General features: G+C 50.9%; 15 protein-coding genes and 2 pseudogenes. 7 read left to right on the forward strand and 10 right to left on the reverse strand.

Annotated elements, in window-relative coordinates:
* The first annotated feature begins 2 nt into the window (after positions 1–2).
* Positions 3–2,162: a glycosyltransferase gene (locus CSTAT_RS04180; RefSeq protein ID WP_075722578.1), complete on the forward strand. Its 2,160-nt coding sequence runs from the start codon at positions 3–5 to the stop codon at positions 2,160–2,162.
* Positions 2,163–2,267: 105 nt separating this feature from the next.
* On the opposite strand, the gene CSTAT_RS04185 is transcribed toward CSTAT_RS04180, so the two are convergent.
* The 5 genes from CSTAT_RS04185 to wecC form a co-directional block, all read right to left on the reverse strand.
* Positions 2,268–3,953 (reverse strand): heparinase II/III domain-containing protein, encoded by a 1,686-nt coding sequence (locus CSTAT_RS04185; RefSeq protein ID WP_083640668.1) that lies wholly within the window; start codon positions 3,951–3,953, stop codon positions 2,268–2,270.
* Between the two features lie 243 nt (positions 3,954–4,196).
* Positions 4,197–5,945: a hypothetical protein gene (locus CSTAT_RS04190; protein ID WP_075722580.1), complete on the reverse strand. Its 1,749-nt coding sequence runs from the start codon at positions 5,943–5,945 to the stop codon at positions 4,197–4,199.
* Entirely contained in the window at positions 5,938–6,804 is an 867-nt protein-coding gene (locus tag CSTAT_RS04195) for an LbetaH domain-containing protein (protein ID WP_075722581.1), read from the reverse strand. Before CSTAT_RS04195 ends, CSTAT_RS04190 begins: the two co-directional genes overlap by 8 nt.
* Before the next feature lie 28 nt (positions 6,805–6,832).
* Positions 6,833–8,530, reverse strand: coding sequence for a heparinase II/III domain-containing protein (locus CSTAT_RS04200; protein WP_156845092.1), 1,698 nt, complete (start codon positions 8,528–8,530; stop codon positions 6,833–6,835).
* Positions 8,531–8,938: 408 nt separating this feature from the next.
* Positions 8,939–10,192 carry a UDP-N-acetyl-D-mannosamine dehydrogenase gene (gene wecC, locus CSTAT_RS04205; protein WP_075722583.1) on the reverse strand — a complete coding sequence of 418 codons (1,254 nt, stop codon included), beginning with the start codon at positions 10,190–10,192 and terminating at the stop codon, positions 8,939–8,941.
* A 410-nt stretch (positions 10,193–10,602) separates the two neighbouring features.
* Here wecC and CSTAT_RS04210 point away from each other — a divergent pair, with 410 nt between their 5' ends.
* From CSTAT_RS04210 to CSTAT_RS04220, 3 genes are all read left to right on the forward strand, one after another.
* Positions 10,603–12,048: an APC family permease gene (locus CSTAT_RS04210; RefSeq protein ID WP_075722584.1), complete on the forward strand. Its 1,446-nt coding sequence runs from the start codon at positions 10,603–10,605 to the stop codon at positions 12,046–12,048.
* Between the two features lie 432 nt (positions 12,049–12,480).
* On the forward strand, positions 12,481–13,392 hold the full coding sequence (locus CSTAT_RS04215) for a hypothetical protein (protein ID WP_075722585.1): 912 nt from the start codon (positions 12,481–12,483) through the stop codon (positions 13,390–13,392).
* A 493-nt stretch (positions 13,393–13,885) separates the two neighbouring features.
* Entirely contained in the window at positions 13,886–15,529 is a 1,644-nt protein-coding gene (locus CSTAT_RS04220; RefSeq protein WP_075722586.1) for a CTP synthase, read from the forward strand.
* 164 nt (positions 15,530–15,693) lie between these two features.
* Here CSTAT_RS04220 and CSTAT_RS04225 read toward each other — a convergent pair whose 3' ends face one another.
* From CSTAT_RS04225 to glnA, 3 genes and pseudogenes are all read right to left on the reverse strand, one after another.
* Positions 15,694–17,235 carry a glutamate synthase subunit beta gene (locus CSTAT_RS04225; RefSeq protein WP_075722587.1) on the reverse strand — a complete coding sequence of 514 codons (1,542 nt, stop codon included), beginning with the start codon at positions 17,233–17,235 and terminating at the stop codon, positions 15,694–15,696.
* Positions 17,235–21,880 (reverse strand): annotated as a pseudogene (gltB, locus tag CSTAT_RS04230) (glutamate synthase large subunit). Before gltB ends, CSTAT_RS04225 begins: the two are co-directional and overlap by 1 nt.
* Before the next feature lie 18 nt (positions 21,881–21,898).
* Positions 21,899–23,335 carry a type I glutamate--ammonia ligase gene (gene glnA / locus CSTAT_RS04235; RefSeq protein ID WP_075722588.1) on the reverse strand — a complete coding sequence of 479 codons (1,437 nt, stop codon included), beginning with the start codon at positions 23,333–23,335 and terminating at the stop codon, positions 21,899–21,901.
* Positions 23,336–23,615: 280 nt separating this feature from the next.
* Here glnA and CSTAT_RS04240 point away from each other — a divergent pair, with 280 nt between their 5' ends.
* Together CSTAT_RS04240 and CSTAT_RS04245 are read left to right on the forward strand one after the other, a co-directional pair.
* A complete protein-coding gene (locus tag CSTAT_RS04240) occupies positions 23,616–23,984 on the forward strand; it encodes a hypothetical protein (protein WP_156845093.1) in 369 nt (122 codons plus the stop codon).
* 263 nt (positions 23,985–24,247) lie between these two features.
* Positions 24,248–24,481, forward strand: a complete 234-nt coding sequence (locus tag CSTAT_RS04245; RefSeq protein WP_075722590.1) for a hypothetical protein — start codon at positions 24,248–24,250, stop codon at positions 24,479–24,481.
* Between the two features lie 94 nt (positions 24,482–24,575).
* Here the strand turns inward: CSTAT_RS04245 and CSTAT_RS13445 are convergent, their stop codons facing one another.
* Both CSTAT_RS13445 and CSTAT_RS13990 read right to left on the reverse strand, forming a co-directional pair.
* The gene (locus CSTAT_RS13445; RefSeq protein WP_169833254.1) at positions 24,576–24,788 is read right to left on the reverse strand and encodes a hypothetical protein; all 213 of its coding nucleotides are present in this window, start codon (positions 24,786–24,788) and stop codon (positions 24,576–24,578) included.
* Between the two features lie 91 nt (positions 24,789–24,879).
* Positions 24,880–25,218 (reverse strand): annotated as a pseudogene (locus CSTAT_RS13990) (type II toxin-antitoxin system antitoxin SocA domain-containing protein); the annotation flags it as partial.
* Between the two features lie 607 nt (positions 25,219–25,825).
* On the opposite strand from CSTAT_RS13990, the gene CSTAT_RS04255 reads away from it, so the two are divergent.
* Positions 25,826–26,383: a hypothetical protein gene (locus CSTAT_RS04255; RefSeq protein ID WP_075722591.1), complete on the forward strand. Its 558-nt coding sequence runs from the start codon at positions 25,826–25,828 to the stop codon at positions 26,381–26,383.
* The last annotated feature ends 26 nt before the right edge of the window (positions 26,384–26,409 follow it).

Below are 26,409 nucleotides of genomic sequence, written 5' to 3' on the forward strand. Positions count from 1 at the left end.
CAATGACAGCAAAGGCGCTTGATGGCACAATCGAACAAAAACGAAAGCGGCTAGATAAAGCGCGGCGAAATGCGCATTTGAGCGGGATTGCTTCACATTATCTACCTGGTATTAGCGTAATTATTCCCTCTTATCAGGGGGAGGAAACCATTGGAGCAACGCTAAGAAGTCTGTTAGATCAATCCCTAGACTTTTCTTCTTATGAGGTAATCGTGGTCTTGAACGGTGAGGACGACGGAAGCTTTGAGAAGATCTCCTGCATAATAGAAAAACATCCAGAATTTAATCTTCGTGTATACTTTAATTCCCAAAAAGGAGCAGGCGCCGCGCGGAATGTCGCATTGAATCTGGTTCGTTATGAGAATACGATTTTTGTAGATGCCGATGACTTAGTTGAAACTGAGTTCTTAGCTTCATGTTTGGAATCCATGCCAAATGAGCCGAGAATCGTTGCTTGTCCGATTCATGACCTTACTTTAGATGGTCAAATTAGCAGTACTAATATTTTAAATGAGCGGATAAGTAAAATGGCCGGTCAAATTGTTCCGGTCTCTGACGTTCCTTGGCTACTTGGTTTTAATGCATGTAAACTTGTTCCTACGAAGTTACTGGAGAACCTGCGTTACCGGGAGGATCTGGAAAGCGGCGAAGATTTGGTTTTCTTCGCGAACTTGCTCAGCGTTGAGGGGCTCAAAGTTGTGTTCCAAAAGCCAGCCCAAAATTCAGCCTATATTCGTAGAATTTCAAACAATTCAGTCTCGCGACAGGCTAAGTCTTTCGAATTTAACGTCAAGCAAAGAGTAGAGTGCGTTTCTGCGCTTCGGAAAATCGATGTCACTGGCGCGGCCAGGAAAGCCCGCATTCAATTGGAACGAGCACAGGTAAGCTTTGTTCGATCGTACCTTGAAGAACACCCGGACCAAGCACCTGCTCTTGACAATCTGCTGGTTGAAATGGCCTTTGTTGATTTCCCATGGAACTGGATCAATGATGGAAAAGCCAAGGATTTGGTATTTTCGTATTGTTTCCTTCCTTATGCAGACACCTCAGCAGTGGTAGCAGCAAAAGCAATTTCCGAGAGAGAAAAGATTGTTGATGTCATCTCAGCTGATATGTCACGTATTCGCAGCAAGGATGTCAGCTTGCGGTTTCTATGCTCGCGTTGGCTAGATAAAACAATCGAGATTCCAGTCGCACCGTCGTTTGCAGATTGGAAACTCAATGTAGAGTTCGCCCAAAAAGCAGTCGCGCAAGCACGTAAACGACAAGAATCTATCGGGTCAAACTACGAAACTCTATACTCGAGAGCGCTTTGGATGGGGTCGCACATAGCGGGTGCGTACTTCAAGATTGAGCATCCTGGGGTGATTTGGACTGCTGAATTTTCAGATCCGCTTCGGTTTGGCGTTGAGGGAGAACCTCGAAAAGGAGATTTACCTTCGGACGCTGATGCAACTATGTTTCAGGAAATCATACGCGCTCAAAGTCCAGTTGTACTAGAGATAGAAACTATTTTCGACTTGGTTGAATCTTTGACGATGCTGCTAGCAGACGAACTGATTTTCACCAATGAGAATCAACTCGAATATATGCTGTCGAAATATCCTGTCGAGTTTGCTGCGCTTGTACGGGGTAAAGCCATAATCCGTGAGCATCCCTCTCCGAGAGCAGCAGATTATCAAGTTGTTGAGGCTAAACCCGGATTTAACCCAACTCGGACGAATATTGCATACTTTGGTGCGTTCTATGTAAATAGAGGTCTTGGCGACATTTTCACCGCGCTCCGGAATCTAACGGGGGCTGAACAACGTAGAATCGCTCTACATATATTTTGTTCAGATACGGCCGAGGCAGTACGGCAAGTAATCGAGTTAGGGCTTGACGAAATTGTGACGGTACATGAGTATCTCCCATATCTGCAGTTTCTCAATTCCGCAACTCAAGCCGATGTTCTTTTGGTCAACGATGTCGCTCGCTCGCCAGCAATGGAAGTTAATCCGTTCCTGCCGTCTAAGTATTCAGATTACAAAGCATCAGGAGCGAAGATTTGGGGAGTACTCGACGAAGGCTCAGCGCTTTCAAAAAAGAAACTAGACTATAGGTCGTTTAACGGTAATGCACCGTCATCTCTTAAAGTCCTACAAGAGATTCTCAGCCAATAGCTGACGAACTACGCTTTCATCCCTCTGAATGGGGGGGTAGCGTAGTTCGGGAACTTTCCCTTAAATCTAACGCCCGCTCAACAAGGGGGTATTCTCACTTATGGGTTAGCTAAACTTGGTCAGCTTCTTAAAGCGGATCCTTGTGGTTTCAGTGGTTCCAGTAATTGGAATCTCAAGGCACTTAGCAGGGGATAAGTTGTTGGCTGTGCCTGCAACCCAACCCTTTAGCTCAGGAACTGTTTGTGCAGACGATAAGCTGACTAGCTCGGCAGGTTCTGTGTAGAAGAACTCTAGACGAATATCGTCCGTAATCAGTTCGGCGTATCCCCGCTCAATTCTGACTTGTGCATCTAAAGGCAAGAGAAATCTTCTGACAACTGACCCGAACTCGGAATAATTTCCATAGATAGAGTCATTAATCTCGATTTGGTTGCTACTTTGTAATAAGACCTCGCGTTCAAGCTTTACGCATTGGTCAATACACACAGTAGTGCGAACATGAAATATGTCGGTGGAGACCTGCGCTAACGAAGCTCGTATTCTTTCCCGGCCGGGCCAATATAGTTTTCCTGGATGAAGATTATCCAAAGCAGTAAGGAACAAACCTGAATGTGCCGACTGTGATTTTGTGTGGATGGCTTTGGGATCGTTCCAATCATGCGAGTAGTACCCTGCATCGAGTATTAAGTTCTGTCCTTCGAAACTCAAAGTGATCGAAGAGTCATCACAGTGCTTATGCGCATAGTTGACTGAACCGCCATTAACGGTCAGGACTAACTTATTGCTTTTGTAAATCGCGAACCCATTTTTTTCGGTAATCAATGTTTCTTCAGGGAACGACGAATCTTCCAAGTAACTAGGGTGTGTGTCCCCAATTGGAATTAGTTTCCCAGAGGTGTCTGAAAACATTCGAAGTGAATGGGTAACTTTGTTGAGTAAAGATGAAAGTACATCTATATCAAGATCTGACTTCGAACTATTATAAAGCGGAGGTAGAACCTCAAACAGAGTTGAAACAGGAGCGAGTAGCACAACCCAGAAACGATGATATGCAGGACTATTCTCGTTTGGAATTCCAAATTCATCAAAAATATTGACAATAATTCCATTTAGTTGCGAAAGTGCGAATTGTAAAACATCCAATTCAACTTTCTTTTCTATCCACTTGGTGAACTCAGGAAAAATACCACAAACATGGACCAACGCAATTGCAGCCATTGCTCCATGATTATTTACGGGAAAGTAGAATTTTTCATTTCCTAAGAGGTTGAGAACATCATTGGCCAGTAAGTTGATCAAGCTATCTGGGTACGGTTGGCTGTTGACAGTGTACTCCACGTAAAGTGCACAAAGAGCTCTGATTCTGACGGCAAGGCAGTGGTCGAGGGAGGTCATCCATTTTGCCCTTGTAGTCCATTCATCTGTCTGCGTAAAGTCCCACAGCGACTCTAATACGAATGTAATTAGTTCGAAGTCTTCGGACTGTTCTAAAAGCGCAGGAAGATAGCCGATCGAGTATTTCCAAAGAGCATTAGTTTGGGCTTCGGATTCTGTAACGCTGTTCCAGTCAAAATCAACGAGAGAGGTATCGGTGGGGAAATCCATGGAGATCGGGAACGTCGAGTTCATCCTCCAGGTTCCTTCGCTCATGGAGAAGGTGCACGTCCCAGTTTTGGCCCCAATCATTGGATCTTGTTGCTCTGACAGGTACCACTCGAATACTTCAGGTAAATACTTTGCATCCGGAAGTTCTAATGCCTCTGGTTCAATGCTCCGTACGCGATAAACCACTTAGTAGCTCACTATTCTTGCTTGATTTGAAGTCCGAAACTCTCTGTTTGAGTGAGCTTGGGAATCTACTTTACTTGATTGCGGAGTTCGAAATAGCTGGGCTATTAGAATGTTTAATCCAGCTCTACAACCGTCAATTCGGCCAAGTCCGCGCCGGAACATATTATTCCTATCACCCCAAGTGAAGCTCAAATTCTCCTATCTTGGGTAAGAATAGTATTCCGAGGCGGCGAATGACATGTTTTAGGTGTGCAGCAGATCTGCGAAAAACCTGAGCTTCGAAGCAGTGGCTCCTAGGTTCACTGGACTTTTTTCTCTGGCCCAGGCGAGGAATGACGACATGTCTTCGCTGGTGACGAAAGCAGCGAACTCTGTGTCGGTTTTACTAAGCAAATTTAGAGATTCTGAAATTTCTGATTCGACAACCTCAGAATAACTCCAATCAATTTTTGGCGGGAGTATCGGGATTACAGGTGAACGCCGGTGTACGCGATTTTGTGCCAGTTCTGGCTTCCCTTTCAGAGGGATCGGGGCGTCGTATAGTCTCGATCCCCGATTGTAATTTGACTCAAAAATAGAATCCGAAAACGGTACTTCGAGTTCAAAATAGGGCAGCTTGGAGTCGAACACCGAAAGAACATCGAAGATCACCCGCCCACTGGTTCTTTCTTTTACAGGAAGTCCACGGTAAGCACGGAGTAGGTTTGTTGAGGTTGCAAGATTAATGCTCGTAGATGTTTCGGTGAGAACAGGCCGCGCACCAAAATGTAGCCTGCAACGTAGATTGAAATAGTGGCTGTCTATTTTATCGCCAATTGTATTGCCATCGAGATTCTCAAATTCTCGGTTTAGCTGGTCGAGATAGTCGAGAGGAAGGGAATTCTTAAAGTCACGACCGCGGTGACGGTTAAGCATTGTTTCTATATTGGTAGCCGTAGCTTGCTCTGCTGGATCTTGCCACGGAAACTCGATTTTACGCCAACTGTCGCGGTAAAGTTCGCCACCACCTCCAAGCATGCGGACAGAAGTCGTTTTTCTCAGTTCTGAGAGTGGTCTAATACCTGCTGAAGTGAGCCAATGATACGCACCGTAAAGTTGGCTGCGCCGGCGCCGGAGGTTGTTGGCAACGCTCGTCTGCGAATATCCTATCGCTCGGGGGCCACCGCCGTATTGCCCTCCATAATGATCAACAAGTCCCGTCGCGATTCGAAGATCGGTTTCAAGCATTTGGGAAGTAGGATTTGAAATCGTGTTGAAGAGCGCGTGTTTGTGTTTACCCGACGCAATTAGTGCTCCGAATACGATTCTACTGTCCCTTCCGCCGGTTACGTCGGCAATAGCAGGTTGTCCGGAATCGATTACTGCTGCTACGTTATGAATGATTTCCTCAGCACCGCGCTCAATAAACGTCCAGTAGTCGTCGGGATCGAGAGGCGTAAAGTCTGCAGCTTCATTTGCTTGTGACGGTAAAATCTTGCCGTCCTCGATGCTAATCGTAGAATTGGCTTTTAGAAGCTTAACCCCACGCACTGGTGTCTCAAGAGTATTGAAGTTAAGCGAAAACCCCGACCTTCCATGAAAGGCCGAGAACGCATTCACTACATCAACATCGTCAACAACTAGTGATGCAAGATGCAAGCGGTTAGTTACTAAAACCTCGCTGTAAAAGGTCAAATTCATTCCAAAAGGATCCGGAATTACTTTTGCCGTGGATGGTTTTATATCGAGGATTGTATAGTTGCCAGCGCCAAGTTTCGTTGGTAGACGGTTCAAGTGCTGCGGACCTATTTTGAATGCTTCGTCAACTACACCAACACCAAAGAAGAAAACATCAGCTGGACGAGGGTCCCAGAGATAAAGAGCAAAGCCTTGCGCTTGCACTCTACTTGCACCGAGTTTCGTTAAACGTTCTTGAATTTGTTCGTTATCGTTCAGCGTAATGATGAAGTCGCACTGTGGAAAGTCATACGGAACGAAAGGCAAATTAGCCATGATTCTTTTCCTTATCGTCGTCTGTAGATTCAATGTTGTTCGCTAGTAAAGCCTCAGCGAGTTCTTGATAGTCTGTTTCATTCATACGCCGAGCTGGAAGAAATTTTGCCTTGTAGCGCAGAGCGTTTTCGACAGTGATTTGCCCAATTTTCTTAGCAGGTACGCCGCCGAGAATTGAACCAGGGCCGAATGATTTGGTGACTACAGCATTTGGAGCCACGATCGTCATCGGTCCGAGTTCGATACCTCCTGAGATATTCGCGCAAGCTCCTATTGTCGTTAGCTCTCCGATTTTAGGTACCGTCGAATAAATTTCTTTGCGTTCATCAAAGCGTTGCTGATGGCCATTACCACCAATCGTTACGTTTGCCCCGATTGTGACGTTTTTCTGAATTTCTGAATCTTTGTGGACGATTACGCCGATCCCCCCATACGCAAAGGTAACCTCATCCTTCAAATCGAGTTCAGCAGGCACATAACTGTTGTGCATTATGTAATTCAGTCGCTCGCATCGTGATGCGCGTTCCAAATCCCCTTTCAAGAAGTAGCGCCGGGAAGACTGCCAGATGCGGTAGGCACTTGGGACTTTGTCACCAATTGTAGGCACCGCATCAACCCATGGATCCACGAGGCTGTCCCAGCCATTTGGAGTTGATTGCCGTGGCTTCGTGGGCCAATCCCCATTTGCCAAAACATCAAGTAACTGCTCATTTGAATGTGAATTTCCTTGAGGTTCTTCGGCTACTGACCCGGGGATAGCTGTTTTTGCTCCCGAGCTGAGTTCACTTCGCAAGGTAGCGGTATCCACCTCTAGCTGCGAAAGGCGGTGAAGTATTTCCTCAATTTGGCCGTGGTCCATTTGTGATCCTATCCGATCGGTGTGATGTTTAGTCAAGAGTATTGAGTCGTATCCGGGTGATTGAAGAGGCATTATTAGTAACCGGTATCTCTAGGCAATGCGCCGGCGCAAGAGTTTTTAATTCCGGAGAGATCCACCCTTTTAAGTAGGGCTTTTCCCGAGAAGTGGTTACAACCACGGATTCAAGATCAGAGATGGAATCAAAGAATAGCTCCATCAAAACGTTATTCTTGCGGATTTCAATGAATCCACGGCCAATTCGTAACTGCACATTCAGAGGGAGAATAAATCGCCGAACAACTGTTCCATACCCTGTAGTATCGCCGGAAACAGAATCCAAAATGTCTATCTGATCCGGAGACTTAATTTTGACCTCGCGCCTCAACGTAATCTTTTCGTCGACAGTCACGTTTGAGACCGCATGTAGAGGATCCTTTGAAAGCGCGCTAAGGCTTGCATGAATGCGCTCATCGCCGGGCCAATATAGTTTTCCAGGATGAATGTTATCTAGTTCAGTGAGGAAAAGGCCAGAGTGGGCCGTTTGCGACTTGGTGTAGATAGTATTTGGATCACTCCAATCATGTGAATAGTATCCAGAATCGAGGATTAGGTCTTCGTCGCCAAAACTCAGTGTTATGGATGAATCGTCGCAGTGCTTGTGCGCGTAGTTGACCGACCCACTATTCAGCGTGAAAACTGTTCCCTGATTGCGGTATACGGCGAATCCGTGGGTTTCCGTGATTAAGGTTCCGGTTTCGGGAGGCGTAGAGTTTAGCTTTCTGGGGTGAGTGTCGCCGATCGGGATGAGCTTCCCTGATGTATCCGTAAACATCTGAAGTGCGCACTCTGCGTTGTTAATTGTGGCTTGCAATGAATCGAAATCTAGCTCCGACTGCTGAGAAGTTGCTAGTGACGAAAGGTTCTGGAAGATATCAGCCACGGGTTTGACAAGTGAAACCCAATAACGTTGATACTCAGGACTATTTTCGCTTGCAACGCCGAACTCATCGAAAATAGCGCCAATGATTCGATTGAATTGGTGGAGTCCTATTTCGAGCGGGCTTTTTTCATCCGACTTACTTATTGCAGAAATTGTCGATGGAAATACCCCGCAAGCATGCAAGAGTGATATTGCAGCCATGGCACCGTGATTATTGATTGGGAAATATTCGTCGCCGTTCCGCATCATATTTGAGACGTCGTTTGCCAGCAGGTTAATTAAACTTGCCGGAACTGGTTGAGCATCTTCTGAGTACTGAAAATACAGTGTGCAGAGAGCTCTAAGCCTAACGGCGACGCAATGGTCGAGAGATGTCATCCACTGAGACCGAGATTTCCATTCCTCGGACTGGGTATAATTCCACAATGAATCTATAACCGCGCCGACTAGTTCGTAATTAGTGCTTTGCTCCAAGAGGGTCGGAAGGAAACCGACAGAGTATTTCCAAAGCGCATTTCCTTGAGCCTGGGAGTCCGCCAGTTCATCCCAGGCAATATCTAGTTGGGAGGAATCAACAGGGAAATCCATCTGAAGCGGTAGCGAAGACTTCATTCTCCAAGTTGAATTTTCTTTGGAAAAAGTACATCGCCCGGTTTGTGTGCCGATGATGGGATCACGTTGATGCTGCAAATACCATTGAGCAGTCTCACTCGCGTGTCGGGTTTCTTTGATGCTGGAAGAATCAAGTTCTTTGACCAATAGTTTGTAGGTAAGTTCTTTACTCACGTATGCACTCGGTTTCTATCATTGAAGCATTCAATTGCGTTGCCTTATTCTAAGTGAAAACTCGGAGTAAGACTGATGTATTGACGTCGATTATTGATATATCTTGGGAATCTTCCGGGTTTAAAGACCTCGGAGAATTGTAAGGGGAGTCCTCTTGCTTCCTTGGTAGAAGCGTCTTGGGATTACGGTATGATTCAGGCCATTGCAATTCCGAATGATGAATCCAGGTCACCATTCGGGGTCTGCCAAAACCGTGTGGTCTAAATGGAAAAGGGTAAATTAGCGAACTGCAGAACGGCCTTTATATTGTTTCGAGAGCTAATAAAGAACGCCATCTGAATAGCGCAGCGGAACAAGCGCCCCTTGAAGTATCACTTATTCCTCAATTGTCACTCGAATTTGAGAGGACTAGTTCCAGATGCCCTTTGTATCGATGAGCTCTTTGCTTTCGAGCAGGTTTGCGTCCAATGCTTTAAATTCCTTGTGGTCTACGAGGAGTAGGACAACATCGGCTTCCGAAATGGCAGCCTCGTATTCTTTCAATTCTGCGTTATCAAAGCCCTTCAGACGCTTAGGAAGCTCTTTAACGTTTGGCTCAGCGATTAGGAACTGGATGTTCTCAAGTTCTTCGGCGAGGTCCACGGTAATGTTCAGGGCAGGGGACTCGCGAAGATCGTCGATATCGGCCTTGAACGCTAGACCGAGAACTGCAACCTTTGAGGCACCAGTGCTTTCAACTGCTTCCTTAACTTTGTTGATGACCCACTGTGGCTTTCCATCGTTCACTTTGCGAGCAGTGTGAATGAGCTTTGAGTTCTCAGGATCAGATGCCACGATGAACCATGGATCAACTGCGATGCAGTGACCACCAACACCTGGGCCAGGCTGAAGAATGTTTACGCGTGGGTGGTGGTTTGCAAGCTCAATGAGCTCCCAAACATTGATATCGAGCTTGTCGGCGATAAGGGACAACTCATTTGCAAATGCAATATTGACATCGCGGAAAGAGTTCTCAGTCAGCTTTGCCATTTCGGCAGTTACATCGTTGGTTGGAAGCAACTCGGCCTTGCAGAAAGTTGCGTATACCGCGGTTGCACGCTTGGTAGCCTCTTCAGTTTGGCCACCGATGATGCGATCATTGGTGCGCAGCTCTTCCATTGCCTTACCAGGCAGGATTCGCTCTGGACAATGTGCGAAGTAAACAACTGGGTTTCCTTCAGGGTTTTCGGAACCATCGGCAGCCAAGTCTGGGCGCAGTTCGAGAATCTTGTCCGCCATCTTCTTCGTGGTCAGTGGAGGGGAAGTCGACTCCAGAATCACAAGTTCATCACCCTTGAGTTGGGGTGCAATTGCCTCAGCTGCAGAGTAGATGTACTTCATATCTACGTCATAAGTATCGGTGAAAGGAGTTGGAACTGCGATGATGTAGGTCTGCGCGTGAACCTGCGAAGTTGTTGCGCGGAAGTTCCCGGATTCAATCGCTTGTTTGAGTTCTTCTTCCAAACCTGGTTCAACGATGGTGACTTCGCCACGGTTGATTCGTTCGACGTTAGCTTCATTCACGTCAACGCCGGTTACGTCTACGCCGGAGTTCGCCATGACGACCGCAGTGGGGAGTCCGATATATCCAAGTCCGACGAAGGCAACAGATGGTTGAGACATCTTTGGAGGGTCCTTAAAATAATATTTGGAAAAGTGATTTAACTATAATTCATTTGTCGCCGAACATTTTACCCACGTTCAACGCTTGTGTGCGGTTAAATAGGCATTCCGAGGGCATCCGTATGTGCGACTTTCGGATTTTAATTATCTCCGATGCGATTGGCTGCAGGAAGTAGGGTATTTTGCTGCAGTGATGCACAGTTTACGATCAAGTGTGCTCTTCCACACCTTTGGCTATTTATAGTCTGTTCGAAGTGTTTTCTGCGGACTTAAGAATTGTGACCGCATTTCTCGAGACTGCCGAATAATATTTGCTAGCCGGGGACAGATTGGAAAATAAACCTCCTCAGTACTTTTGCAATCGGATATGCTAAATCACTAAAAATCAAAAACTTGTATTAAGGAATCGAATGAGCCCTAGTTCCAATCAGCCTGCGCTGCAAAAATCTTTTAAACCCTCTTGGATTTTTGCAATGGCGTTGGGGTCTGCAATCGGATGGGGCGCGTTCGTTCTTCCATTTGATTGGATGACGTCTAGCGGTCTGCTAGGTGCGATTATTGGTCTAGCCGTTGGCGGTGGCTTGATTGCTGTTATCGGATGTAGTTATGGTTATGCAATCAAGGCGTTGCCTGTTACCGGTGGTGGCGTGGTATTCGCGATGGTTGCTCTCGGAAGAGCACACGCCTTCGTTGCGGGCTGGGCACTTATGCTGGGATATGCAGGTATCGTCGCTTTGAACGCATCTGCCGTCACACTCGTATTCCGCGTAACGTTTCCTACATTGTTTCAACGAATGCCGCTTTACGATGTGGCTGGGTGGACTATTTACGCCCCAGAAGTTGCAGTTGCTTCCATTTTTATTCTGGCTTTCGCATGGCTGAATTGGAGAGGATCGGAACTGTCGGGAAAATTTCAGCTATGGGCAGTAGTGCTGATGATCGCGGCGGTTATCGTGATAGTTGTTGTTTTGTTGGGCGCCTACTTAGTTGAGCGGCCGGAGGTTCCCGTCGGAATTCCTTCGGATAGGTCCGCGATAGCTGCGATTCTCATTATGGTGTCATTTGCTCCTTGGGCATACGTCGGGTTCGATAGTATTCCGCAACTTGCGGGGGAGTTCAATTTTTCTGCGCGTAAAGCATTGGGTCTCCTTTTATGGGGGATCCTTGCTGCAACCTTAATTTATATGGCAATGATGGTAGCGACAGTTTTGGCAGTAGGGACAGATCACTCTGGATATGAAGATTCTGCTTGGCCTCCCGGTATGGCTATTGCAGATGTAATGGGGCCGATTGGTTTAGTTCTGATGGTGGTTGCAGTCACGATGGGGGTGCTCACTGGTCTTAACGGTTTCTTTGCTGCCTCGAGTAGAGTGGTCTACTCCTTGGGGAATGCAGATTTAATCCCAGGCATATTCGGTCAACTCGACGTTCGTTACAAAACTCCACGCAATGCTATCTTGCTCATCGCTGCGGTCTGCCTGATCACACCCTGGTTTGGTCGTGCAGCACTTACGTGGGTAGTTGACATGACAAGTGTTGGAATAACATTTGCTTACTTTTACACGTGTTTCTGTGCATGGAAAATAGCACGTAAAGGCATTGTTCCTGGAATGAAGCATCCGTTGCCGATTTCACGCTTGCAGCAGTTTATTAGCGCTACTGGCTGCGTCTTATCGATTTGTTTTCTTGCCCTCCTGCTAGTTCCTGGTTCTCCAGGAATGTTGGATGGGCCTGCATTAATAGCACTATTGGTGTGGTTGATCTTTGGGGCGATTTACTACGTGTTAATGATGAGAAGGCTCAAAAACGTATCCATAGAAGTAACCCAGGAAAAACTACTTCAACTGCGAGCTTGATATCTGCCTTAGCGCTGCGTGGATAATTCGTTAGTTTCGCGGGTTTCAGGTTGTCTAGGAATGATGGATAGGGGATTCGGTAACTTTCATTCCGAAATGCGAAACGAATTAGCGAATTTCAAATTATTGGTGGCCATTGAATCTAATGAGGAAAGTCATCGATGTGGTGTTGAGAATGGTACTTGGGGAACACCAAGGGCTCGGTTGTTAAAGCGATAGCCGATTAAGCATAGAACGGCCAGTTTGGATAGAAAACGTTGAGAGTACTTTTGAATAAGTACTAGCTATCGGGGGTTTAGCATACTAATCGAATCATGTAAGTAACGTTGCAGTTGTGCTGGTGTGAATGTAGACGCTTATGTGTAATGGACGAGTTTCTTATTTGTTGCCTTTGGCTGGAAATATGAGAAATGTACGGTAAAGTGTTTTCTTATGCTATTCAGCTTCAGGTTAGAAACCGAGCCGTTAGATTCGTTCAAACGGGTCCATCTTCATGACGGGGATCGCTCTTTTAAGTTCGTTATGGGCAAGGGCGAGTCCGAGCATATCTATACGAATATTCCCGTAGATAGTTTTCCAACTGTGGAGTATGACGGCCCATCTGCCTTTACGGTGCTTGCGGCAAATGATGAAGTTTTCATGACGCCGGAGCAGCGAAAGCTCAACCAAAACTTAGTGACCGAGAGTAATGTAACCTTTAGGATTTCTACTAGAGGCACCCCGAAGCATGCGGTCGTTTCCTTCCCTGCTTATCGTGGAAATAGAGGGTGGGCGGCTCCCTATGGAGTGTTGCGAGCTGAACGTTTCGATTTAGATGACACTCTTTACATTTCGTTCCAAGACCCCTATCTGACTGCAGGTTCTTACTTTCTGTCAGACTCGTTCGGGAACGATCCCGTTCCTGCAGCTGTAGAGGTCATCAATCGAGCACTTAACGATTATTCATTAACTGCTGAGCAAGCGACATTCGTCGGGGCGAGCAAAGGATCCAATATTGCTGCATTGGTCTCGCAACATTTTGATGGTAATCAACTAATCCTTTGTAATTACTCGATGGATATTCAGTACCGCATCCATCGAACTGGAATGTCTCACCTAGAATCGGCCCTTGGTTATTTCGGTATCGAGTACCCAGATGCATTCAAAATTTTCGCTCAAGAAAGTTCGCGGAAGGAAACTCACTGGCTCTATTCGGAAGATGATGAGATTTCCAACCGGGGCAAAGAGCAGTATTCGGCTGAATTCTTAACTACGTACGCCTCAAAAGAACCACATGGCAAAATGTTCTTGACTGAATGGGATAGGATTACTGCAATAGTTCGTAATAGGCATTCTGATTTTTAATGGTCTCTAAGAGCAGCCGAGGTAATCTGAGACTTCCTTGGTGGAATTCGCTAGCATTGGCGTCTAAAGTCGAGCAGAAGGTAATCAGTCTCTGGGTGATATGTAACCAGTGCTACTAGACTCATTCTCGAGGGGGATTCCTCCTTGGCGTGAGTGAAGCTGACTGATGGAGCGGGGTACGTCGATGCTCTGAGCCTTGGCACAATTCTAATTTCAATAGTCGTGGCACACATATGTGTTACGGGTCGGTTCTGGGACTTAGTGCCGTGAAGAATCGTCTAGCTTTCTAGGAAATAAGGAATTGTGATGGACTTTTTCTGAAGGGCTTGACTGAATTCTATGGATCTGAGATTCGATTTGGTTTCTATCGTTGTATTGAAATGATTTGACAGGAATGATAAGCTGAAAGCCCGTAGGTCGTTAAGAAAGCGCCTGCGGTTTTTCTGATCGTGGGAGCTTTTGGCGAAGAGACTAGTAGCCAGAAAGGTGCATCATGCCACCTCGTTCCACCCATCAGACCAAGTTCATTTTCGTCACCGGAGGCGTCGTGTCCTCCCTCGGGAAGGGATTGACAGCAGCATCGCTAGGTCAGCTGCTGAAGTCCCGGGGATTGTCGGTAACTATGCAAAAGCTGGACCCGTATCTGAACGTTGACCCGGGCACCATGAATCCTTTTGAACATGGTGAAGTTTTCGTTACTGAAGATGGTGCAGAAACTGACTTAGATTTGGGGCACTATGAGCGCTTCTTGGACCGTAATCTGACCAAGAATGCGAATGCGACAACCGGCAAGGTGTACTCCTCAGTCATCGCCAAAGAACGGCGCGGGGCGTATTTGGGCAAAACTGTGCAGGTTATTCCTCATATAACGGATGAGATTAAAGACCGTGTGCTCGCCATGGCGGAACCAGATGCCGATGGTAATGCGCCGGATGTGGTGATTTCGGAGATCGGTGGCACTGTTGGTGATATTGAATCCCAGCCATTTTTGGAGGCAGCGCGCCAGGTGCGTCATGCGGTGGGGCGGGCGAATATCTTCTTCATTCACTGCTCACTGGTGCCGTATTTGGGAACCTCAGGTGAGCTAAAGACTAAACCGACGCAGCATTCGGTGGCGGAGTTGCGCTCCATTGGTATTGTGCCCGATGCGGTTGTGCTGCGATGTGACCGTGAGGTGCCGCAGGGATTAAAGCACAAGATCGCGCTGATGGCGGATGTGGAAGAAGAAGGTGTGGTCTCATGCCCAGATTCACCATCCATCTATGACATTCCAGAGGTTTTATACAAAGAACATTTGGATACCTTCGTTATTCGCAAGCTGTGTCTTCCGTACCGGGATGTGGACTGGAAGCAGTGGGGCGATTTGCTCGACCGCGTGCGGAATCCTCGTTCTTCGGTGACTGTCGGCATCGTGGGTAAGTACATTGATCTGCAGGACGCGTACTTGTCGGTAGCCGAGGCGATTCGCCATGCGGCGTTCGCGCACCGCGCAAAGGCTAATATTCGGTGGATTACCTCAGATGACTGTGAGAATGATGCAGCAGCGACATTGCGTGGGCTGGATGCTGTTGTGATTCCGGGTGGCTTTGGCGGTCGTGGCATTGAAGGAAAGATTGCGGCGATTGCTTATGCCCGTGAGAATAAACTGCCGCTATTGGGTCTGTGTTTAGGCCTGCAGTGCACGGTGCTGGAAGCAGCGCGTAATGCGGGTATTGAGGGTGCGACTTCTACAGAGTTCGATCCGGAGACTTCAGCGCCGGTGATTGCTACGATGGCAGAACAACAGGCTGCGGTATCTGGTAAGGCTGATTTGGGTGGCACTATGCGCCTTGGTGCGTATCCGGCGACATTGCAGGAAGGTTCTGTTGTCGCTGGAGTTTATGGCGAGGTGGAGGTGTCCGAGCGGCACCGTCACCGGTATGAAGTCAATAATGCGTACCGGGAGCAGATTACTTCTGGCTCGGGATTGGTGTTCTCGGGCACCTCACCAGACGGGCAGTTGGTGGAATTCGTGGAATACCCCAAGGATATTCACCCATACTTGGTGGCAACGCAGGCGCACCCCGAGTACAAGTCGCGTCCAACCCGACCTCATCCACTATTTTATGGTTTAGTGGCGGCGGCGCTTGGGGAGTAGTTGTCGGGCTCAGTGCCCCTCGAGCTGAGTGACTCGCCGGCTGGATAGTTCTGGCGCGGGTTGGCTCTCGGGCGAGATGATCAGATAAAAGGAGCACGCGGTGATACCGCGTGCTCCTTTTATCGTGTGTTTTGGTTGAGTGAGGGTGACTGGGTTCGGGGTGGTTAGACGCTCAGCGGGGCAGAGCGTGGGGTAACTGGGATTGGTAGTGCGGATTCGCCCATGAGGTCGCGGTCACAGGCAGCGGCGGCGGCGCGGCCTTCGGCGATGGCCCAGACGATAAGGGATTGGCCGCGGCCGTTGTCGCCGGTGATGTAGACCGGTGGTTTGAAGCCAGGGAACAGTGGTTTGGTTTCGGCGCGGTATTCGGTGTCGCGCACCATGCGGCCGCGTTGGTCGAAGGAGACGCCGAGTTCGTGGATGAGCCCGCCGCGTTCAGCGCCTTGGAAGCCTAAGGCGATGAGTACTAGGTCGGCGTCGAGTTCGAAGTCGGTGTCTTTTATCGGTTGGCGCCGGCCGTTGACTACTTCCACCTCGTTGCCGCGCAGTGAGGTGACGTGGCCTTCTGCGCCGTGGAAGGAGACGGTGTTGACGGAGTAGGTGCGGTTGCCCAAGGTGGTGCCTTTTTCGCGGGTGGCAAGGCCAAGCGCGGCGATTTCATCGGCGGATTCGTCGCCGGTGATGGTGTATTCGCCCTCCTCATGTGCGGTGGCCACGCGGTATTGCAGTGGGTACATCGGCCATGGGGTAGAAGCGGCGCGGTTTTTCGGGGCGCGGGGGCGGATATCGAATTGGGTGACACTGGCTGCACCTTGACGCAGGGCGGTGCCGAAGCAGTCGGTGCCGGTATCGCCGCCGCCGATAATGACAACTTTCTTGCCCCTGGCAGAGATAGCGGAGTCGGGATAGTCGCCCTCATTGACGCGGTTTTGCCAGGTCAGATATTCCATCGCAGGGTAGATGCCGTCAAGCTCACGGCCGTCGACGGGAAGTTCGCGGGCGACGGGCGTGCCGGTGGCTAAGATGACGGCATCAAACGCGTTGAGGTCAGCAGCGGTAGGAGAGACGCCGGTGCGGAACTCAGTGCCCTCAGCGCGCATTTGTTCCAGGCGACGGTCGATCCACTGCTTTTCCATTTTGTATTCCGGCACGCCGTAGCGCATAAGCCCGCCGAGGCGGTCATCGCGTTCATAGACGGTGACGGTGTGGCCGGCGCGGGTGAGTTGCTGTGCGGCGGCAAGACCGGCGGGGCCGGAGCCGACGACAGCCACGCGCATGCCGGTATCCAGGCTTGGTTTGATTGGTGTGGTCCAGCCTTCGGCAAAGGCGCGTTCCACGATGGCAAGTTCCACGTCTTTAATTGCCACGGCGTCATCGTTGATGCCTAGTACACAGGCGCCTTCGCACGGGGCGGGGCACAGGCGGCCGGTAAATTCGGGGAAGTTGTTCGTGGCGTGCAGGCGGTCATAGGCTTCGCGCCAGCGGTTCTGGCGCACCAGGTCATTCCACTCGGGGATGATATTGCCCAAAGGACAGCCCTCATGACAGAACGGGACTCCGCAGTCCATGCAGCGGGTGGCTTGCTGTTCAATCTGGCCAGCGGGGGCCTTTTCGTAGACCTCACGGTAATCCATCAAGCGCAGGGGGACCGGACGGTGCGCAGGGGTTGCGCGGTTAAACTTTTGAAATCCGTGTGGATCAGCCATTACTTCACAGCCTCCATAATTGCGTTATTAATATCGCGGCCTTCGCGCTCAGCTGTGGCCATGATGTTTAAAACCTTGCGGTACGGGGTCGGTACTACCTTCAAGAAATCTTGCGGGGTCGCAGAAATCGTCGAGCCGGTATAGGTGATGTGCTTGGCCAGGGTCTCTGCCAGGAAAGCCTGGTCAGCTGGCGTAAGTTCTTCCACTGCTTTGGCGACGTCTTTGTTGAGACGTGCAAGTACTTCCGGTGCGCGCAGGATAAATGCGGTGCCGCCGGTAAAGCCGGCGCCGAAGTTCTCACCAATCTCCCCGGCGATAATCACGGTGCCGCCGGTCATGTACTCACAGCCGTGGTTGCCAATACCCTCGACCACCGCGGTGGCGCCGGAGTTGCGCACGCAGAAACGCTCGCCCACTGCACCCCGGATATAGAGCTCACCGCTGGTAGCACCGTAAGCGGTGACATTGCCGGCGATGATATCCGGGTTGTGCTTTAACTGCCGTGGGCTCGATTCAGCCGGGCGGACAATGATCCGCCCGCCGGAGAGGCCCTTGCCCACAAAGTCATTGGCGTCGCCTTCCAGGTTTAGCGTCAAACCCGTGGGGATAAAAGCGCCAAAGGAGTTGCCAGCAGAACCTTTTAGGTGCACGTTGATGGTATCGGCAGGAAGTCCCTTCGCACCGGCAGCGCGGGTGATGCGTGAGCCCACCATGGTGCCCACCGAGCGGTCGCGGTTGGAGACTGCATAGTGCAGATCGATAGTGGGCTTTTTGCCTGCTGCCATCCAGTCGGGAGCGTTGGCCGAGGACTTGGCCGCGGCGGCATCGATAGTCAACTGCGCATCGGCGATGATCTGATTATCCAGTGCCTGGTCCAGGAAGTGGTTCTGCTCCTTGGTTTGGCGCAGATTCTGGTTGCGGAAATATGGTGATTCCACACGTTGGAAAATGGGGGAGAGGTCGAGTTTGTCAGCGCGCTCCTTTACTTCATTCTGGGTAGAAGTTTCCTTTTTCGCTTCCGGTGTGCTGCTGGCGGCAGCACGCTGGCGAAGGACGTGGGCTTGGCCGATGGCTTCATCAATCGAGCGGAAGCCGAGCTGGGCTAAGTATTCGCGGACTTCTTCGGCGATGAAGGTAAAGAAGTTGACCACGTGTTCGGCACGGCCGGTGAACTTCTTGCGCAGGTCTGGGTTTTGGGTGGCGATGCCGACGGGGCAGGTATCGAGGTGGCATACGCGCATCATGATGCAGCCTTCGACCACCAAGGGAGCGGTGGCAAAGCCGATTCCTCAGCGCCGAGGAGTGCGGCGATGATGACGTCGCGGCCGGTTTTTAACTGGCCATCGCACTGCACGCGGATGCGATCGCGCAAACCGTTGAGCAGCAGGGTTTGCTGGGTTTCCGCCAGGCCCAGCTCCCACGGCCCGCCGGCGTGTTTGAGTGAGGTCAATGGTGATGCGCCCGTACCGCCGTCATGGCCGGAGACCAGCACGACATCGGCATGCGCTTTGGAGACACCGGCTGCCACAGCCCCGATGCCTTGTTCAGCCACGAGTTTGACGTGGATCCGGGCATCTGGATTCGCGCATTTGAGATCGTGGATGAGCTGCGCGAGGTCCTCAATGGAGTAGATGTCATGGTGCGGTGGTGGGGAAATCAGCCCCACCCCCGGGGTGGTAATACGCACTTTGGCAATCCACGGATAGACCTTATTGGGTGGCAGTTGGCCGCCCTCACCGGGCTTGGCGCCCTGGGCCATCTTGATTTGAATATCGGTGCAGTTATTAAGGTAGTGGCTGGTCACACCAAAGCGCCCGGAGGCCACCTGCTTGATAGCAGAGCGTCGTGAATCGCCGTTGGGTTCAACCTCAAAGCGCTTGGGGTCCTCACCGCCCTCGCCGGAATTGGACATGCCGTGCAGGCGGTTCATGGCGATAGCCAGGGTTTCATGCGCCTCGGCAGAAATAGAACCGTAGCTCATGGCACCGGTGCTAAAGCGCTTGACGATGTCAGCCACCGGCTCCACCTCATCCACCGCAATCGGCGCGCGGTCCGGGGCAAATTCAAATAAGCCGCGGATAGTGGCCAGGCGCTGAGATTGGTCATTGACTGCGCGGGTGTAGTCTTTGAAAATTTCATACTGACCCGTGCACGTTGCATGTTGCAGTTTGAAGATGGTCTCTGGATTGAACAGGTGGAATTCGCCTTCGCGGCGCCACTTGTATTCCCCGCCCAATTCCAGGTCGCGGTGCGCGTTTTCCTCTGGTCGTGGCAAAAACGCGCTGCGGTGACGGGCCTCGACGTCGGCGGCGAGGTCTTCTAAGTCCGCGCCGGAAATAGGGGAGTTGATGCCGCCAAAGTAGTTATCCAGCAAGTCTTGGTGAAGGCCGGTGACATCGGCAAACTGTGCGCCGCGGTAAGAAGATACGGCAGCGATACCCATCTTGGACATCACTTTGAGCACGCCCGTGGTAGCGGCGGTGACGTAATTGGAACACGCCTCATCCAGGCTGAGCTCGCCGAGCTGGCCGGCTAACCGAAGTTCATCGATAGTCTCAAATGCCATATATGGGTTAATCGCATCGGCGCCAAAGGAAATGAGCATGGCCAGGTGGTGGACCTCGCGGGCATCGCCGGATTCAATAATCAGCGAAGCCCTAGTGCGCGTGCGCTCAGCCACCATGTGCTGGTGCACAGCGGAAGTCAGCAGCAGGGAAGGAATCGGTGCAAAGCGCTCATCGGAATCGCGGTCTGAGAGCACAATGAGGCTCTTGCCTTCGGCGATGGCCTCGTCGACTTCGCGCAAAACCTTATCGATGGCTTCGCGCAGACCCTTGCCGTGGTGCGCTACCGGATAGAGTCCATGAATCTTCGCACAACCGAAAGGCTCGGCTTCACCGTTGTCGTTGGCGTGGACCAAGGTGGTGAACTCGTGGTTATCAATGACCGGGCCATCTAAATGAATACGGCGTGCGGCCTGCGCATCCGGGTTGAGCACATCCGATTGCGCGCCCAGCAGGGTGAACATGGAGGTAATATTCTTTTCCCGAATCGAATCCAGCGGCGGGTTGGTTACCTGCGCAAAGCGCTGCGAGAAGAAATCAAAGAGCATGCGCGAACGCGAGGATAGCGCGGCAATCGGGGTATCAGAGCCCATGGAGCCCAGTCCCTCCGCGCCGGTTTGCGCCATGGGTTTGATAATGAGCTCCACGTCTTCTTCGGTGATGCCAAAGACACGCTGGCGCAACACTACGCGGTCATGAGGCATGTACTCATAGCGGGTTTGCGGCAGCTTTTCCACCGGCACGAAGTTCTCACGGATCCACTCGCCATAAGGCTCGGCGGTAGCTAGCGTGTGTTTGATTTCGGCGTCATCAATAATGCGCCCGGCATTGGTGTCTACCAAAAACATCCGGCCGGGCTGCACGCGGGTGCGTTTGACCACATGCTTTGGGTCGATATCTAACACGCCGGCTTCCGATGCCATGACCACCAGGCCATCATCCGTAATCCAAATGCGTCCCGGGCGCAGGCCATTGCGGTCCAACGTTGCGCCCACCAGGGTGCCATCGGTAAATGCAATCGCCGCCGGGCCATCCCACGGTTCCATCAAACAAGAATGGTATTCGTAGAAGTCACGCAGTTGCTTATCGATGTTTCCCGCATGCTCCCACGCCTGCGGCACCATCATCATCACCGCATGGGGGAGCGTGCGGCCACTAAAGTGGAGAAGCTCTAAGGCTTCATCGAAAAGCGCTGTGTCAGAACCTGAAGGCGCACAAATCGGCAATACCCGATCGAGTGAACCAAGCTCCTTAGAGCGCATGAGCGCCTCACGCGCCCGCATCCAATTTTCATTGCCCTTGACCGTATTGATCTCACCGTTGTGCGCGACCATACGAAACGGGTGCGCTAGTGGCCACGACGGGAAAGTGTTAGTGGAAAAGCGCGAGTGCACCAGCACAATAGCTGACTCCATACGCGGATCGCGCAAGTCTTGGTAGAACCCGGCCAACTGCGGGGTGGTGAGCATGCCCTTGTAGACGATGGTCCGTGCCGACAGCGACGGGAAGTAGATAGTATCTTCACCGTTTCTAGTACCCAGCTCGCGCTCGCAGCGCTTGCGGATGAAAAACATGACCCGGTCCAGCGCGATGCCTTCGAGCAGCTGTCCGTCGCGTTCAGCCGTGATGAAAATCTGCTCGAAATGCGGCATGGCCTCATAAGCCATGGTGCCCAGCTCTGAAGGGTCCGTCGGCACCGTGCGCCAGCCTAAGACCTTCGCACCTTCTTCGGCAGCGATGGCCTCAATCTCATGCTTGGCATCCAACATCGCCATGCGCCCGCGCGGCAAGAAGGCAATGCCTGTGGCATAAGCCTGCGCGCCGGGCAGTGTGATGCCTTCTTCGGCCGCTACCGCCTGGCAAAAAGCGTGTGGGACCTGCATGAGGATGCCGGCGCCATCGCCCGTATTAGCCTCTGCACCTGCCGCGCCGCGGTGCTCCAGATTGACCAGAGCCTGGATGCCCTTGTCCACGATGTCGCGGGAAGCGCGTCCATGTATATCCGCGATGAATGCGACACCACAGGAATCCTTTTCAAATTCCGGGTTGTAGAGCCCTTGCGGGCCTGGAATCAAGGTCATGGGGATAACCTCCTTTACTTAGCAATCGAAGTAGAGTTCAAATTCCTGCGGGGTTGGGCGCAGACGTACCGGCGCGATCTCGTTATCGTGCTTGTACTGGATATAGGTGCTGATGAGGTCTTCAGTAAACACATCGCCCTCGGTGAGGAAGTCGTGGTCCGCCTCGAGTGCCTTTAGCGCTGACTCCAGTGAGGTCGGTGCCTGTGGAATCGATGCCTGCTCTGCCGGTGGCAGCTCATACAGATCCTTATCCACTGGCGCATGCGGCTCGATGCGGTTTTTGATTCCGTCTAGACCCGCCATCATCATCGTGGCGAAACCGAAGTAGGGGTTTCCTGATGGATCCGGCGCGCGGAATTCGATGCGCTTTGCCTTCGGATTCGAGCCCGTAATCGGGATACGAATCGCCGCCGAGCGGTTGCGCTGGGAGTACACCAGGTTAATCGGCGCCTCAAAGCCTGGGACCAGGCGGTGATACGAGTTCAGCGTCGGGTTCGTAAACGCCAGCACTGCCGGTGCATGGTGCAAGATGCCGCCGATGTAATAGCGCGCGATATCGGACAGGCCGCCGTAGCCGGCCTCATCGTAGAAGAGCGGCGAGCCGTCCTTCCACAGCGACTGGTGCGCGTGCATACCGGAGCCATTATCGCCGGCCAGCGGCTTGGGCATAAACGTTGCTGTCTTGCCATTCTTCACAGCGGTGTTCTTGACGATGTACTTGAACGACTGAATATCATCCGCCGCATGCAACAACGTATTGAAGCGGTAGTTGATCTCCTGCTGTCCACCGCTGCCGACCTCGTGGTGGTAGCGCTCAACCGCGAAACCTGCATCCTGCAAGTTAGTGACCATCTCATCGCGGACATCTACCGTCTGGTCATAAGGCGCGGTGGGGAAGTAGCCACCCTTCACGCGCACCTTCGATCCCAGGTTCGGCGTACCATCCAGGTTCGTCGCCTTGCCGCGGTTCCACCAGCCTTCATTCGAGTCCACCTCATAGAAACCCGTATTAGTCTCGGTGGCATAGCGCACCGAATCAAACAGGTAGAACTCTGCCTCCGCGCCGAAGTTACAGGTATCTGCAATACCGGTAGACACCAAGTACTCTTCCGCTTTGCGCGCCACATTGCGCGGATCACGCGCATACGGCTCCAAAGTCAGCGGATCATGCACGAAGAACTTCATGTTCAACGTCTTTTCAATACGGAATGGATCCAAGGTTGCCGTTGCAGGATCCGGCAACAGCGTCATGTCTGACTCGTCGATGGAAGTGAAACCACGCACTGAGGAGCCATCGAAAGCCAAGCCCTGCTCGGCTGCATCTTCATCAAATTCTTTTGCCGGGATGGTGAAGTGGTGTTCCGTGCCAGGCACGTCAGTAAAGCGCACATCCACGAAACGGATGCCCTCTTCCTTGATGTAGGTGACTACGTCCGAAACAGTTTCGAAGGCCATGGGATGCTCCTCATAGGTCAATAGATATGCAAGTTCTCCTGCTTCAGGCAGGGCTGCCCAAATCGGAATATCTATAAACTAACAGATAACTTTCCATATTCCTATCGATCTATAGGTAGAAAATGCGCCCGAGCATGTCATCGGGGTTATTTTCCGATTTTCCGGTCATTAATTCCCGCGATTCTCGCCGTGGCTGTGACGTGCTGAAACTGCCTATAGTGCTATACGCATTGTTGTTTGTGAAAGGGTGGATATCACAAGTTGTGGTGTTAGTCACGTTGTGGGCACCATCGGCATTTATGGATGGCGCTGGAGTCTAATGAATGGCTTAGCCAAATCTTGTACGATTCGAGGACTTACGGAAATTGTGAAAAGCCGAGGCGGAAAGGAAGTAAATCAGGTGAAGACTTTTGTAATTAACTATCGTCGCACCACTGGTGAGGTTGAATGCACCGAGTTTGCCGACTTTACTGAAGCCTTGGAGCTCCGGCATAAATTGGAAAGCGAAATCAGCGAATCCGATGTTGAGATAGTTTCATTAACCTCAGAATCACTTGAAATACTCAAGCAAACGCACCGCAGGTATTTCCTGAACGAAATCTTGCTAGGCTTGTCAGATGTTCGGGGCGGTGACTTGAGTTCCCCGTAGTGATGATGCCAGCCTGATAACTCGGGGATTCCCCCCCTCGATTTGCTCCCGCAATTGTCTGGGGAGGAGTGCCCCTCATAGGTGTTCTTGCTGGTGGTGGGTCGATCCTGTTTGCTATGCAGACTTCACACGCAGAAAAGCAGAAGCTGATTAACGCGTGCTACGATGGCGGCCGAAATCCTTGGTGTTAGATAGCTGCGCCTCTGCCGGCGTTGCACCACTGACTCTGGGGCAGCGAAGAAAGCAGGAGGTTGCCGGTTCAAATGCCAGAAGTAGACACCGTCAAGGCGGAATCTCGAGCTTCAGCGCCTATGGTGGTTAGCGCAATTATTGTGGTGGGGATGTTCCTGTTGCTGCTGCTGTATTTGGGGCTGAGCCGTTATTACAACGCGCAGGAAGTCGAGTCTCTAGTCGAGGGGGCAAATGCTAATGGCCAGAGCTATTCCGTTGAAATCCATAACGGTCTCACAGGCAGCTATTCGTTCAGTTTGAACTAACCGGCGGTGACATACACAAAGATGATGTGCTCGCAAGGGTGGTCTGACCGGGATCGTCGGTAGGCCACCCAGGAGAAGGCTATGCGACTACCATCTACTCGGTAGCGAAGGCCCCAGCATCGACCACACCTTGAGGGAGGTCGAGCTCCACTGCCCCGTCTTTGCGGGACTGGAACGTCGGGTTTTCTTTATCGAATGCCTGGTCAAAGACTCGAGAGCGTTCAAAATGGGGCATCCCGTTTGGTTCGCCGTCTTTGAATCCCTGTTGGTTAAGTGCGGCGCAGCTCGCGGAAGTGCTCGGGGTCAATGTCGTAGAGGTTCATTTGTCGGCGAGTAGCTCTAAAGCCGTTCTCGGGCGATTCCCGGATCTAAAAAAGTCTTTCGCGTGCATCTCTAACCTATTTCGAATTGCGTACTTTTGGTCGAACCGGGACTGAATCGCTTTGGAACTCCTGTAGCGCGTAGAACGCTTTCGCCGTCGATTGCGACAGTGGATTCCAGCTAGATTCACCAGACGCAACGTCCTTTCGGGCCTCCCTCCATGGTGGTTCAGACTGGGTTAGTTCAATCAGTTCTTCTTTCGAGAATGTACCGTAGAACTCTAGAACCGAATCGATGATGGCCTTATCGGAATCTGAAATTCTGCCCAAATCCGTAGAGGGGAGAGTTGGAGGAGATGAATTGGAAATCCTGTCCTTTATCTCAGAATGGAGTTTTGGAACGACGGGTCCATCTGGCCAAACCTGGAACTACTCGGTAATCATAGGTCTCCCGAACCATCCGAGACTCCATGCTTGAGAGTAATGGGTGAGGTTGGAAAGTTGTCAGGCTTCAATCCCTCCAAGCCTGTTGTAAATGTATTGAGCTACATGCGTTGCAGTTGCGATTGGTCCTCACTTTGTACTTTCTTGGAGACTGAGTCTAGATGTTTATTCAAAATTTATTGGAATAGGAAGGCCGGAGCCCTCTTCTGCTTGAACTGTAAATCGAAGAGGGGAGGCTTTTTCGGCTATATACGAACTAGCCGTACGCGGTGAATGGAGGAAAAATTTCATTAAGGGTGGGCTGGATAGGGAAATGGGGCTTCGCAGTGGAATTTATGGTGGGTATAGAGGTTAGTAGAGTAATTTTCCTTGATATTGCGGGCAGTGGGGAAGCTGTGGACCTATCAGGTTAAGCGTTGCTCGCAATGAGGCAAGGATGGTTGAGGATTGCAAAGTCTGTCATGCTCTTGCAAGCTTAAGATCTCTCCTTTGGCACTAAAGTTCGAAGTAGGTCCCTCTGTGTCTTTCTTGGAAGTATTATGAGAGATGTAGTTATAAAACAACACTCAAGAAATGGATCATGATGAATCCTGAATTAGTTCGCACCATCCACATTATCTCGGACGAAACAATTGAAGCGGGCATTGCCGCAGGAAAATTAATCAGGGAGGGGAGTGTTGTGCGAAACGCAGTGAACGGCCAGGTTTTTAAAATGCTCCCCGAAGCTGCCACAGCAGTAGTTGGTGAGGCTGCTTCGCATACCCCAGTCATGAGTAAATCTACTTCAGACCTGGTTCGAAGTGTGCCCGAAGCCGTCAAAAGCAATCCGAAGGGAGCGGTGATCGTAGTTATGGGAATGACTGCCGTCGGAGGAGCAGCTTGGGCTATCGGAGCCATTTCATCTAGGCGTAAAAAGCACGAGGCGGAAATGCGATACGAGAAGCTCTTAGCACGAGATATGGAGCGCGCTAAGAGGGCTGCTGCCCAAGAGGCAGCAGAAGATATCGAAATGGATATGAGGATGGAAGCAATGGTGACTCGAGGTAAGGACGAAGTCCCAAGTAACGAAATTGTTGCCCCTGAGGTTATTGGGATTGATGAATTTCGTAAGGGGGAAGCTGGCGTGCGGGCCGATTGAGTTTTCCCTAGGGCCTTCGAAAATGA

The sequence above is a fragment of the Corynebacterium stationis genome, assembly GCF_001941345.1.
Classification (GTDB): domain Bacteria; phylum Actinomycetota; class Actinomycetes; order Mycobacteriales; family Mycobacteriaceae; genus Corynebacterium; species Corynebacterium stationis.